General features: G+C 70.3%; 12 protein-coding genes. 7 read left to right on the plus strand and 5 right to left on the minus strand.

Features of this window, described 5'->3' with window-relative positions:
- Window positions 1-30: 30 nt before the first annotated feature.
- Window positions 31-570, minus strand: coding sequence for a DinB family protein (locus AC5P1B_RS32795; RefSeq protein ID WP_493891652.1), 540 nt, complete (start codon window positions 568-570; stop codon window positions 31-33).
- Between the two features lie 437 nt (window positions 571-1007).
- Between AC5P1B_RS32795 and AC5P1B_RS32800 the strand changes: the two genes are divergently transcribed.
- Complete coding sequence (locus tag AC5P1B_RS32800) at window positions 1008-2201, plus strand: methyltransferase domain-containing protein (RefSeq protein ID WP_493891653.1); 1194 nt, start codon at window positions 1008-1010, stop codon at window positions 2199-2201.
- On the opposite strand, the gene AC5P1B_RS32805 is transcribed toward AC5P1B_RS32800, so the two are convergent.
- A complete protein-coding gene (locus tag AC5P1B_RS32805; RefSeq protein ID WP_493891654.1) occupies window positions 2190-2474 on the minus strand; it encodes a DUF397 domain-containing protein in 285 nt (94 codons plus the stop codon). The genes AC5P1B_RS32800 and AC5P1B_RS32805 overlap by 12 nt on opposite strands.
- Before the next feature lie 12 nt (window positions 2475-2486).
- Entirely contained in the window at window positions 2487-3341 is an 855-nt protein-coding gene (locus AC5P1B_RS32810) for a helix-turn-helix domain-containing protein (RefSeq protein ID WP_493891655.1), read from the minus strand.
- Between the two features lie 263 nt (window positions 3342-3604).
- Between AC5P1B_RS32810 and AC5P1B_RS32815 the strand changes: the two genes are divergently transcribed.
- Window positions 3605-4045, plus strand: a complete 441-nt coding sequence (locus AC5P1B_RS32815; protein WP_493891656.1) for an ATP-binding protein — start codon at window positions 3605-3607, stop codon at window positions 4043-4045.
- Between the two features lie 23 nt (window positions 4046-4068).
- On the opposite strand, the gene AC5P1B_RS32820 is transcribed toward AC5P1B_RS32815, so the two are convergent.
- Entirely contained in the window at window positions 4069-4221 is a 153-nt protein-coding gene (locus tag AC5P1B_RS32820; RefSeq protein WP_493891657.1) for an SCO1431 family membrane protein, read from the minus strand.
- A gap of 141 nt (window positions 4222-4362) precedes the next feature.
- On the opposite strand from AC5P1B_RS32820, the gene AC5P1B_RS32825 reads away from it, so the two are divergent.
- Window positions 4363-5871: an amidase gene (locus AC5P1B_RS32825; RefSeq protein ID WP_493891658.1), complete on the plus strand. Its 1509-nt coding sequence runs from the start codon at window positions 4363-4365 to the stop codon at window positions 5869-5871.
- 268 nt (window positions 5872-6139) lie between these two features.
- Here AC5P1B_RS32825 and AC5P1B_RS32830 read toward each other — a convergent pair whose 3' ends face one another.
- Entirely contained in the window at window positions 6140-6841 is a 702-nt protein-coding gene (locus AC5P1B_RS32830) for a FadR/GntR family transcriptional regulator (protein ID WP_493891659.1), read from the minus strand.
- A gap of 130 nt (window positions 6842-6971) precedes the next feature.
- Here AC5P1B_RS32830 and AC5P1B_RS32835 point away from each other — a divergent pair, with 130 nt between their 5' ends.
- From AC5P1B_RS32835 to AC5P1B_RS32850, 4 genes are all read left to right on the plus strand, one after another.
- A complete protein-coding gene (locus AC5P1B_RS32835; RefSeq protein WP_493891698.1) occupies window positions 6972-7556 on the plus strand; it encodes a gluconokinase in 585 nt (194 codons plus the stop codon).
- A gap of 599 nt (window positions 7557-8155) precedes the next feature.
- Window positions 8156-9553, plus strand: coding sequence for a GntP family permease (locus AC5P1B_RS32840; RefSeq protein WP_493891660.1), 1398 nt, complete (start codon window positions 8156-8158; stop codon window positions 9551-9553).
- A gap of 480 nt (window positions 9554-10033) precedes the next feature.
- Window positions 10034-10897, plus strand: a complete 864-nt coding sequence (locus tag AC5P1B_RS32845; protein WP_493891661.1) for a class I SAM-dependent methyltransferase — start codon at window positions 10034-10036, stop codon at window positions 10895-10897.
- Window positions 10894-11874: a GNAT family N-acetyltransferase gene (locus AC5P1B_RS32850; protein WP_493891662.1), complete on the plus strand. Its 981-nt coding sequence runs from the start codon at window positions 10894-10896 to the stop codon at window positions 11872-11874. Before AC5P1B_RS32845 ends, AC5P1B_RS32850 begins: the two co-directional genes overlap by 4 nt.
- The last annotated feature ends 91 nt before the right edge of the window (window positions 11875-11965 follow it).

Genomic DNA, 11965 nt, shown 5'->3' on the forward strand with positions numbered 1-11965 from the left:
GGGGGGGGGGGGGGCCGGGTCGGCAGCGGATCAGTCATAGCCCTTCACACCGTCGAGCAGCTCCCGGATGGTGTCCGCGTGCCCGGCGTGCCGTGCGGTCTCCTCGACCATGTGGATCAGCATCCACCGCAGGTTCGCGGCGCCGGAAGTGAAGTCGGGATGCTGCCCCGCGTCCTCCAGCGAATGCGCCGCGATGATCTCGTTCGACACCGCGCACTGCTGCTCGTACTCCGCGAGCAGCAGCGCGAGCGGGACACCCTCGACCCGCATGTCGGCGTCCTCGGGCTCCTCCAGGAACTGCGGCCCTTCGGCCGCCCGGCCCAGGAACAGGACCTCGAACCAGCAGTGCTCGGTCCAGCGCAGGTGCGACACGAGTCCCGCCATCGTCATCAGCGGCGAGGTCGGCAGCACCGACCGGTGCGCGTCCTCGTCGGACAGCCCTTCGCATTTCCAGCGCACGATCGAGCGCTGTACTTCGAGCCAGCCGACAAGCTGCGTCCGCTCGTCCGCGACGAAGGGCGGGCGCTTGTCGCGAGGCGTCAGGGGAGGTGCCTGGGGAGAGGTCGTCATGGGCGCGGACGGTACGCGAAGGCGGCGGTGCGGCGCGCGGGAATATCGGGTGGGTCGAGCGGCCGGGCGCTGGGCGGCTGGGTGGGCTGCCCGTGGCGGGCGTCTCTTCGCGTACGCGCGCGACGTGTCGTCGCAGTCGCCCGGGTCTCACATTCCAACGCGCCTCTCGCCGCCGTACGTTGGCCAGGGCGCCGAGTGGAAACCGCGCCTCTGGCCTCGGGCGAACAGGTGCGAGTACGCGCTGAGGCGGGCGTACCACGGTGGCCGAAGTGCGTGAGGGGAGAACGAATGGACCTGGTGACGCGGATCAGTGCCGGCGGACAGCGTGGCGAAGGCGGTGGTGAAGGGGACGGGCATCCCGGCACTCCCTGGACGCCGCCTGATGAGCCGCCGTCGCCTGACGGTGACACGCCGCCGGGCGACGGGACGCACAGGAAGTGACGTCCGGTTCCTCGCGTACGGGCCGCCCTGGCCGGGAGGAGCTGGGGCGCGCCCTCTTGGAGGCGGGCTCGCTGACGCCGGACTGGGCTCCGACCTTCGCGGCCGTGGACCGTGCCGCTTTTCTGCCTGACGCCATGTGGCCGTTCGACATGGACACAGGCAAGAGCGCCACCGTGGTCCGGGCCGACGATCCCGACGCCTGGTACGCCGCCGTTGACAGCAACATCCCCATCGTGACGCAGTGGGACGACGGGACGCACCCAGGCCCGGGGCCGGGAAAGGTCTCCACGAGTTCCTCGTCCATGCCGTCCGTCGTCTACGCGATGCTCCACGCCCTCGCGGCGGATGAGGGCATGCGCGTCCTCGATGTGGGCACCGGCACAGGCGAGACGGCCGGTGCCCTTTCCCACCGCTGCGGCCAGGGACGCGTCACCACGGTCGAGGTGGACCCTTCCGTGTCCCGGCGGGCCCGGGAACGACTCCTGGCCGCTGGACTGCACCCGGAGATCGTGGCGGGTGACGGGTGTGAGGGCTACGCGGACACCGCACCGTATGACCGTGTCCTGGCCACCGTCGGACTCCGGGAGATCCCGGCGGCGTGGATAGCGCAGACCCGGCCGGGCGGCATCATCGTCGCCCCGTGGGGCACGCACTACTCCCACGCGGACGCCGTCGCCAGACTGGTCGTGCGCGGCAGCGAAGCCAGCGGGCACTTCACCCGCCCCGTGGAGTTCATGAAGTCGCGTACGCGGAGACTGACCCGGCCCCCGCACGCCGTGTACGTCTCAGCGGGGGTGGACGGCGCCGACGTCTCCGCCACGACCATCACCGAATCCGGGTTCGTGACCGGACGCCACACCACGGTGCCGTTCGCCCTGGGCCTGCGCGTACCGGACTGCGTACAAGCGGTCGCCGACAAGCGCGACGGCGCACGGCCCGTGTGGTTCTACGGGCTGAGTGACCGCTCGTGGGCGTGCGTCATGTTCCGCGACGACGAGCAGGAGGCACGCGTCTGGCAGTCGGGCCCCCGCCGCCTCTGGGACGAGGTGGAGACGGCCTACCGCTGGTGGACCGCCCGTGGCGAGCCCGATCACACCCGGTTCGGCCTGACGGTGACCCCGGAGGGGCAACGGGCCTGGCTGGACGATCCGGCGGATTCCTGGGCTGTTTCCGCTGACTTACGGACGTGAAGGGCCGAACACGTCGTTCTTGAGGCACCGGAGGAGCGCGCGCAGCACGGGCGGGGTGGTGTGGATGACCGTCGTCGGGTCGTCGCTTTCGCGCAGGTGGATTCGGGCTGGGGAGGACGTTGCTACCTCGACGCAGTCCTCATGGGGTGCGCCTCCGGACAGCGAGGATTTCCGCCAAGCGGACGGTATGGGGGAAACGCCTAGCTCTACGCAGTTGTTGCTGTCTCCACCGCCGGAGAATGACGATTTCTGCCAGAGAATGGGTGCGGGCACGGCGAGGACCTTTCAGAGTTCCTTGGCGATCTGGTGGATGAAGACTCGCGTCGCCGCTGGGCCGAGGGACGCATCCTTGATCTTTGCGAACATCGCGCGGTACTTGGCGAGTTGCACGCTCGTATCGAGGAACACGCTGTCGTGAGCAGCGTCGAGCTGAACCGTGTCAAGCTGAGGAACGGGGCCGCTCGCGTAGTACATGGAATACCCGGCTCCGGCGAAGCCCTCAACCGCGAATGGAACCACTCGCACGTTCACGCTGTCGCGCTCGGAAGCAGTCAAAATGTGCTGGAGTTGAGCCTGAGCGATCTTCGTGCTGCCAACCTTGGTCCGAAGCGCGGCCTCATGGACGATTACTTCGTAGGGTCGCGGCGGTTCGCGATCAAGAATAGCGCCCCGGCGCAGGCGAAAATCGATCCTTGGCTCGACCTCGGATGGCGGCAACTTCGGAACGACGTAGTCGAACATCGCCCGTGCGCAGTCCTCGGTCTGAAGCAGCCCCGGGATGTGCAAGACCTCGAACTGCTTTAAGGCGATCGCGTGATGCTCAAGCTCCGCCAAGTCCAGTGAGCGTGGCGTTACCATTCCCCGGTACTCCTCCCACCAGCCCTGGCCGCGCTGTTCGTAGGTGATCACCGAAAGCGCGTCCAACAGGTGTGGGTCGGAGCATTCGTAGAAGGCCGCGAGGCGGCGGAGGCGTTCTTCGCTGACTCCCAGTCGGCCTCCCTCGATGTGGCTGACCTTCGCGGGATCGGTACCGAGGAACTTGGCGGCCTCGCGAGCGGTCATGCCCGCTGTCTCGCGCATTCTGCGCAACTCCGTGCCCAGCCGCTCCTGTCGAGCGGTGACGCTACTCCTCAGCGGCATGGCTTCCTTCCAGGGGCTCCTCAACGAGTGTGGCGCTTCACCTTGGCACGGTCCACATCCGTCTCGCAGACCTTTGGCGACAAGGTTGCGGTGCCGCACTGTTGCCCCCTGCCGTCTGTAGGGCACCCCACACACGGGGTAGCGACAGCATCCCGCTGCCGTAACTCCCGTGTGCTGCCCGTAAGTCGGAAGTGCACCCCTCATCGGCCGGAGGGGCAAGGCCACCGCTCGGCAGACCGCTGCTCACGAGAGAAGCAACCGCGATGAGCCCACTAGGTAACGGCCAAGGCGTCCCGCACTCGTACACCCTGTTCTGTCCACCGTTGGAGACATCTCCGCGTATCGCACGCGACTTCGTCGCCTCCGTGCTGCGCGTCGCCGGATTCAGTCAGGCGGCGGACGCCGCGACCGTGTGTACGTCCGAGCTGGTCACCAACGCGTATGAGCACGCCAGCGGCGTCGGGTCGCTGCTGTGGCTGTCGATCGAGAGGGGGCGGGTGCGTGTCACGGTCTACGACGGGAGCCCGGTCGAGCCCGTGCCACGGGAGGTCGGGTCAGGCGACGAGGACGGCCGGGGGCTGTTGCTCGTGGACGCGCTCGCCGAGACCTGGGGCACGTCGCCCGGTGCGCCGCTGGGGATGGGCGGCGCGGTGGGCAAGGGGGTGTGGTTCACGGTCGCCGCGCCTGCCCTGCGGCGTCTCTAGACGGGGTCCCCAGAGGCGGATCTCTAGAAAAGACCGAGCTGGGTGACGAGCATGGCCAGGACGACGACGAGCGTCCAGCCGGTGACGTGCTCCATCAGCTTGCTGTCCCCGTCCGAGGGGCCGCCGGTGCGCGTACGCGTGGGGGCGCCGGAGTGGGTGGCTGCGATATCGGTCATGCGTTCAACGATGCGGAGGCACCCGCTCCACGTAAAGAGCTCGTGTCGGACATCACCTGGCCTGTCAGGTGGTGGTGCGCGGTTCAGACATCCGGCCTTACCTTGCGTTCTAGGGGCCAGTGCGGAGGTTTGGGGGCAGTCATGGTGACCGGTTTCATACCCGAGGGACTGGGAGAGCAGGCCGCCGCTCTGGCGGCGGGCCGGGTGTCCTCCTGCGAACTGGGCGAGCGGTCGCTCGCGCGGATCGCGGAGACGCAGGGAAGCCTCAACGCCTTCCGGCGGGTACGGGACGAGGCCGCGCTGCGGGAGGCCAAGGAGGCCGACCGCAGGCTCGCCGCAGGGGAGCGGCTGCCGCTGCTCGGTGTGCCGGTGGCGGTGAAGGACGACACCGATGTGGCCGATGAGCCGACCGCGTTCGGCTGCCCCGGGGACTTTCCGGTCAAGACGCAGGACAGCGAGGTCGTACGGCGGCTGCGGGTGGCCGGTGCGGTGATCGTCGGGAAGACGAACACGCCGGAGATCGGGCAGTGGCCGTTCACCGAGGGCTCGGCCTTCGGGGACACCCGTAACCCCTGGAGCCTCGCGCACACCCCCGGCGGCTCCTCGGGCGGCTCGGCCGCCGCCGTGGCGGCGGGACTCGTGCCCGCCGCGCTCGGTTCGGACGGCGCGGGCTCGGTCCGTATCCCCGCCGCCTGGACCCATCTCGTCGGGATCAAGCCGCAGCGCGGGCGGATCTCCACCTGGCCGGAGCCCGAGTCGTTCAACGGGATCACCTGCAACGGGCCGCTGGCCCGCACCGTCGCCGACGCCGCGCTGCTGCTCGACGTCGCCAGCGGCGGCCACCCGGGGGATCTGCACCGGCCGCCGCCCATCGCGGCGCGCGCCGCCGCCGACCAGGAGCCGAGACGGCTGCGGATCGCACTGTCGGTCAGGCCGCCGTTCACCGCGACCCGCAAGACGCTGCACCCCGTCGTCCGTTCGGCTCTGCTGCGCACCGCCGAACGGCTGGCGGCGCTCGGGCACGAGGTGATCGAGGCGGAGCCGCGCTACGGGCCGGTCGGCCTCGCCTTCGTACCGCGTGCGACGGCGGGTATCAGGGAGTGGACGCTGCGCGCGCCCGACCTGGACCGGCTCGACGTACGGACGCGGGACAGCGCGCGCAACGGGCGGCTGCTCGGGGGCCGGGTGCTGCGGCTGGCGCGGGCGGCGGAGGGGCCGCTGAGGCGCCGGGTGGGGGAGATCTTCGGGCGGTTCGATGTCGTCCTGGCGCCGACGACGGCGATGCCGCCGCCGCTCGTGGGGGCGATGGCCGGGCTGTCGAGCTGGGAGACGGACAAGGCGATCATCGCGGCCTGCCCGTACGCGTGGCCGTGGAACGCGCTCGGCTGGCCCGGGATCAACGTCCCGGCGGGGATCACCGAGGACGGACTGCCGCTGGGCGCGCAGCTGCTCGGCCCGGCCCACGGCGAGCCCACGCTGATCTCGCTGGCCGCGCAGCTGGAGGCGGACCAACGGTGGTGGGAGTGGTGGCCGGAGGGCTGGCCGGACGGGCACCGCGGCGGCCACGGGGACCGTCACCTGCCGGTCATCGACAAGCTGCCGGTGGCCGGGGCGCGGCGGCCGGAGCGCGCTCGGCGCCCGCGCCGATGAGCAGCCCTGCCCCGCTGGCGGTCTGAGCGCGCAGGCGCGGGGCCGGGGCGCCCGGGTAGGCCGGTGGGGCGCTGGGGGGCAACGGGTAACGGCTGGGCCGTGTCCGGCGGCTCGTGCGGAGGGAGCGGGGGAGCGCCCCTGTCCGTGAGTCTGTCCGTGTGTCTGTCCGTACGTCGCGGAGTGCGGGTGCGTCGTGGCTGGTCGCGCGGTTCCCCGCGCCCCTGACGGGGCACGCTCGATGCCGGGCGCGCATGATCCGCCGGACCCCCTACGGCGCCAGGACGTCCAGCTCGGCCATCGCGCCCTCCGCGATCTCGCGGGTCAGCGTCTCCGCCCGGACCGCGTCCCGCTCCCGTACGGCCTCGGCTACCCGCACATGCAGGGTGACGGCGGCCGGGTCGGGGTCGGTGAACATGACGTGGTGCTGGGTGCGTCCGGTGAGCACCTCGGCGACCACGTCACCCAAACGGGCGAACATCTCGTTACCGGACGCGTTCAGGATCACGCGGTGGAACGCGACGTCGTGCACCAGGTAGGCGTCGAGCTGCTGGCCGCGTGAGGTGGCCACCATGCCGAGGGCGTGTTCGGTCAGTTCCGCGCACTGGGCCGGAGTGGCGAGGGCGGCGGCGAGACCTGCGGCGACCGGCTCCACGGCGGAGCGCAGCACGGTCAGCGAGCGGAGCTGGCGCGGCCGGTCGGCGCCCGCCAGCCGCCAGCGGATCACCTGCGGGTCGAAGACGTTCCACTCCTCGGCGGGGCGGACCGTGACGCCGACGCGGCGCCGCGACGTCACCAGGTACATCGACTCCAGCACCCGTACGGCCTCGCGTATGACGGTGCGCGAGACCTCGAAGCGCCGTTCCAGCTCGTCCGTGCGCAACACCGTGCCCGGTGGGTACTCGCCCGCCGTGATCGCCGGACCGAGGGAGGCCAGCACCCGTGCGTGGAGCCCCTGCCCCTGGTTTTCCATGGGCTCAGCCTACGGCGAACCACACACCATTAATTAAGTATGACTTTTACATCACAGCCTCTTGAATACGTCGTACGTATGGGTGAGGGTGTGGGACGTCATCGAGGTCGATGAAGACAGCGAGGTTGCGATGCAAGCCCCCCACATGGTGGTCGTCATGGGCGTGTCCGGGACGGGCAAGACCACGATCGGTCAGTCGCTGGCCGCCCAGCTCGGCGTGCCGTACGCCGAAGCCGACGACTTCCATCCCCCGGCGAACATCGCCAAGATGTCCGCCGGTACGCCGCTGAACGACAAGGACCGCGAGCCGTGGCTGGACGCCATCGGCGCGTGGGCGCACAGCCGCGCCGGGCGCGGGGGCGTCGTGAGCTGTTCCGCCCTCAAGCGCGGCTACCGCGACCGGCTCAGGGCGGCCGCGCCAGGGCTGGTCTTCCTGCACCTCACCGGCGACCGTGAGCTGATCGCCGAGCGGTTGAGCCGGCGCAAGGGGCACTTCATGCCCGGCGCGCTCCTCGACTCGCAGTTCGCCGACCTCGAACCGCTCGGTGCCGACGAACCCGGCGTCGCGGTGGACGTCACGCCCAGCCCGGAGGTCATCACGGAGCAGGCGATCGCCGCCCTGGACCGGCTCGTTCCGCCGGATCGGCCCGAGGGTCGTGACAACGGTGACGGCGGCGGCCCGGCCGGGGAGCGCGGCCCGCTCGCCAGCCCGTAGCGCGTCGTCCGCGACGCGCCCCCCAAGAACGCCGTGGCCGGCGCTTATCCCCCGTAACGCGCCGGCCACGGTCGCAGCACCCGGCCACCCCGCAGGGCTCCGCGGGACGGCTGTCCGCCCAGCCGCCACTCGCGGGGCCCGCGTAGGTCTGTCTCGTACATCCCCCTCGTACATCCCCCTCGTCCTGGAGACCCCACGGGCGCGTGGCTTTCGTGCGAGGCGCGTGGTTTCCGTACGGGGCCGACTGGTCCGTACGGGACCAGTCGGTTTGTGCCGGACCAGTTGGTTCGTACGGCTCGGTTGGTTCGTGCGCGTCGGTTGGTTCGTACGGGCCGGTTGGTCCGTACGGGGCCGGTCGGCCTCACGGTCCACCGGCCGGAACCCGTAAGCCGGTAGCCCGTAAGCCCGTAAGCCCGTAAGCCCGCAGGACTGTTCCGCAGGCCGTTCCAGCTTCGCCCCGCCGCTCACCCGGAGCGCGCACCACCACCGGGTGCTCGTCCGTCCCACGAGCGCCTGCCCCACGAGCGTCCACCCTCGCCCGTCTCTCCCCCTTCCACCTAGCCCCGCACACACCCCACTCCCACGTTAGGAACCGGCCCGTGAGCACTCTCAGTGTCGAGATGCTGGCAGCGGATACCGCCGAACCGATCACTTCGGCAGGTCACGCGCAGTTGGGGATCGCCGTCCTGGTCGGCATCGCCGTGATCGTCCTTCTCATCACCAAGTTCAAGCTGCACGCCTTCCTCTCGCTGACCATCGGCTCACTCGTGCTGGGTGCCGTGGCGGCGGCGCCGCTGGACAAGGCCATCACGAGCTTCACGACGGGACTCGGCTCCACGGTCGGTGGCGTCGGCGTGCTCATCGCGCTCGGCGCGATCCTCGGCAAGCTGCTCGCGGACTCCGGCGGCGCCGACCAGATCGTGGACACCATCCTCGCCAGGGCCAACCAGCGCACCATGCCCTGGGCGATGGCCCTGATCGCCGGAATCATCGGCCTGCCGCTCTTCTTCGAAGTCGGCATCGTGCTGATGATCCCCGTCGTGCTGCTCGTCGCGAAGCGCGGCAACTACTCGCTGATGCGCATCGGTATCCCGGCGCTCGCGGGGCTGTCCGTGATGCACGGACTCGTGCCGCCGCACCCGGGACCGCTCGCCGCGATCGACGCCATCGACGCCAACTTGGGGGTGACGCTGGCGCTGGGCGTGCTCATCGGCATCCCGACCGTGGTCATCGCCGGTCCTGTGTTCGCCCGTTACGCCGCTCGCTGGGTGGACATCACCCCGCCGGAGGGGTTGGTTCCGCAGCGGCCTTCCGAGGACCTGGAGCGGCGGCCCAGCTTCACCGCCACCGTGTGCACGGTGATGCTGCCGGTCGTCCTGATGCTGAGCAAGGCGCTCGTCGACATCGTCGTGGACGACCCGGACAACCACCTCCAGCGGGTGACCGATGTCATCGGCTCCCCGCTGATCGCGCTGCTCGCCGCCGTCCTCGTAGCGATGTTCACCCTCGGCCGGGCGGCCGGTTTCGCCAGGGAGCGGCTGTCTACCACGGTGGACAAGTCGCTGATCCCGATCGCGGGCATCCTGCTCATCGTCGGTGCGGGTGGCGGCTTCAAGCAGACGCTGATCGACATCGGCGTCGGCCAGATGATCCTGGACTTTTCCAACGACTGGGATGTCTCACCGCTGCTGCTCGCCTGGCTGATCGCGGTCGGCATCCGGCTGGCGACGGGCTCGGCGACCGTGGCGACCATCTCCGCCGCCGGTCTCGTCGCCCCGCTCGCCACCGACATGTCCACCACGCACCAGGCGCTGCTCGTCCTCGCCGTGGGTGCTGGGTCGCTGTTCTTCAGCCATGTCAACGACGCGGGCTTCTGGATGGTGAAGGAGTACTTCGGGATGAACGTCGGTCAGACGATCAAGACGTGGTCGCTGATGGAGACGATCATTTCGGTGGTGGCGGGCGGTCTGGTGCTGCTGCTGTCGCTGGTGATTTAGCGCGGCTGCGTCGCGCAGCGGTCCGGGCAGGGCGGCCACCATGTCGGCGGGACGTCGGCACGGTGACCGCCCTGTCCGCCGTTTTCTCGCTGTCTGCCGCTAGCCGCCGCTGTCTGCCGCCGTTTGCCGCTGTCTGCTGATTTCTGCCGCTGCTCGCCGCTCGCTGTCGGCTCCGTGCGGTACGGCATTGGCGTGGCGTGCGGGCTTACTCGGGGGTGTACGCGGTGACTTGCGCTCGGGCTTTCGGAACATGACGTACGGGCGACGCCGCAGCGGCAGCCACGACGGGCTCATGGCGGTGGCCGCGACGGTGGTCGTGACGGCGGCCGCGGGGTTGGCCGGAAGGGAAGCGGAACCTGCTCGTAACGCTGTCAACCGAGGCCACCGATGCGGGCGAACTCTCAGCCGGAAGTGTGGGGTTTACGCGCGGCAGAGTGACGTTTCTTGGTGTGCGACCAGCGACTTTGCCACTCTCGCCGGATGGACGTACAGGAGCGGAAGGTCGAACTCGCCGGTGTGCCGGAGACGACGCTATGGACGCTGCACCACCGGGTACTGGCCGCCAAGGACGCAGGGTCGGCACTGGTCGACCCCAAGGCCATCGAGCTGATCGAAGCCATCGGCTACCCCTTCGAGCTGCGCTTCGGCATGGGCAACTGGGGCCAGGCGCAAGGCGTCGCCGTACGGGCGCGCTGCTACGACCGCGAAGTGCGCCGCTTCCTCGCCGACCACCCGGACGGGACGGTCGTCTCGCTCGGCGAAGGTCTGGAGACGCAGTTCTGGCGGGTGGACAACGGCAGGATGCGCTGGCTCAGCGTCGATCTGCCCGACGTCGCCGCGCTACGGCAGCGGCTGCTGCCGGACACGCCGCGCCGCCGCACGCTCGCCTGCTCGGCCACCGACGAGCGCTGGATGGACGACGTCGACACCTCGCGTGGTGTGCTGATCATCGCCCAGGGGATGCTGATGTATCTGCTGGCCGACGAGGTGCACCGGCTGGTCGCCGCCTGCGCGGAACGCTTCCCCGGAGCCGAGCTGGTCTTCGACACCCCGCCCGCATGGGTCACCGCCCGTACGACGCGCGGCCGTTGGCGGCATCCAGCGGGTTACCGGCCGCCGCCGATGACGTGGGGCATGGACCCCGCCGAGCAGCGCAGGCTCAGCGCGGCGCACCCCAACGTCGTCGCTGTGCGCGCCGTCAGGGAACCGCGCGGCCGGGGATTCATCTGCGGCTGGCTGCTGCCACTGGTCGGCCTGCTTCCCGTCCTGCGCGCGCGCAGGCCGCTGTGGGTGACGCGCGTGCTCTTCGGACTGACCGAACACCACAAGGGAGATCGCGGATGAGCGTGCGGCAGGGACTGGAAGAGCAGTTGGGTCAGGTAAGAGATCGGGACCGGGCCCGGGACCGTGCCCGGAGCGGGGACCGCGGGCAGGACCGCGATCAGCACCAGGGCCGGCACCACGATCAGCACGAGCCCCAGGACCAGGAGCAGGGTCAGGGGCACGACCAAGGCCGGTTGCAGGACTGGGTCCAGGGCTGGGAACGGGACGACGGCCAGATCACAAGCCACGGCCTGCGGCACCAGCCGCCGCAGCAGGAGCGCCGTGGGCAGCGAGAAACGCAGGAGCGCCGTGTCATGCAGGAACCTCAGGAGCCGCAGGACGGCGAGGGATCACCCGAGCGGCAGGAGGCGACCGGGACGCCGACGCCGTCGGTGCCCGGCCAGCGGACCGTCCTCATCGACGGCGGCAAGCTGCGGCTGCGGGAGTTCCTGCCCAGCGACGTCGATGGCGTCCTCGGCATCTTCGGCGATCCCCGCACCACAAGCCAGTTCGGCATGCGGCCCTTTCAGCGCTCCGACGCCTCCGCCTTGGTCGAGCAGGCCATGCTCAGTGCCAGAGAGCAGCCGCGTACGCACTACCGGCTCGCCGTCAGCGTGGTCGCGACGGGCGAGCTGATCGGCTCGGTGAAGCTCATCCTGGAAAAGTCGCCGGACGGCGAGATCGTACGCACCGGCCACCGCAGCGCGGAGGTGGGCATCGCCCTGCGCGCCGACCAGGTCAGCGTCGGCCACAGCGTCGAGATCGGCTACCTGCTGGGAACCCTGGGCTTCGACCGGCTCGGGATGCACCGCATCTGGGCGGGCTTCCTGCCCTCCAACGTGGCCGCCCAGGGGGCCGCCGAGAAGTCCGGCATGCGCAAGGAGGGCGTGCTCCGGGACTACGGCCACGCGGACGGCGTCTGGTACGACATCGTGCAGTACTCCATGCTCGAAGACGAATGGAACGCCCTGGCAGGCCGCGGAACGGCCGATGCCTGACCGCGGCACCTCGGCCGCTCTAGCCGCTTTAGCCGCTGCGATGGGTTCGGCGGCGTCGGCGCGCCCGGGCGCGGGCCGGCCCGGCCTGCCG

The organism is Streptomyces sp. A01, assembly GCF_059026195.1.

Coding starts and splice junctions, on each gene's coding strand:
- AC5P1B_RS32850 (WP_493891662.1), top strand. CDS start 10,894: ATGAGCGTGCGGCAGGGACTGGAAGAGCAGTTGGGTCAGGTAAGAGAT.
- AC5P1B_RS32825 (WP_493891658.1), top strand. CDS start 4,363: ATGGTGACCGGTTTCATACCCGAGGGACTGGGAGAGCAGGCCGCCGCT.
- AC5P1B_RS32830 (WP_493891659.1), bottom strand. CDS start 6,841: ATGGAAAACCAGGGGCAGGGGCTCCACGCACGGGTGCTGGCCTCCCTC.
- AC5P1B_RS32835 (WP_493891698.1), top strand. CDS start 6,972: ATGCAAGCCCCCCACATGGTGGTCGTCATGGGCGTGTCCGGGACGGGC.
- AC5P1B_RS32815 (WP_493891656.1), top strand. CDS start 3,605: ATGAGCCCACTAGGTAACGGCCAAGGCGTCCCGCACTCGTACACCCTG.
- AC5P1B_RS32810 (WP_493891655.1), bottom strand. CDS start 3,341: ATGCCGCTGAGGAGTAGCGTCACCGCTCGACAGGAGCGGCTGGGCACG.
- AC5P1B_RS32845 (WP_493891661.1), top strand. CDS start 10,034: ATGGACGTACAGGAGCGGAAGGTCGAACTCGCCGGTGTGCCGGAGACG.
- AC5P1B_RS32795 (WP_493891652.1), bottom strand. CDS start 570: ATGACGACCTCTCCCCAGGCACCTCCCCTGACGCCTCGCGACAAGCGC.
- AC5P1B_RS32820 (WP_493891657.1), bottom strand. CDS start 4,221: ATGACCGATATCGCAGCCACCCACTCCGGCGCCCCCACGCGTACGCGC.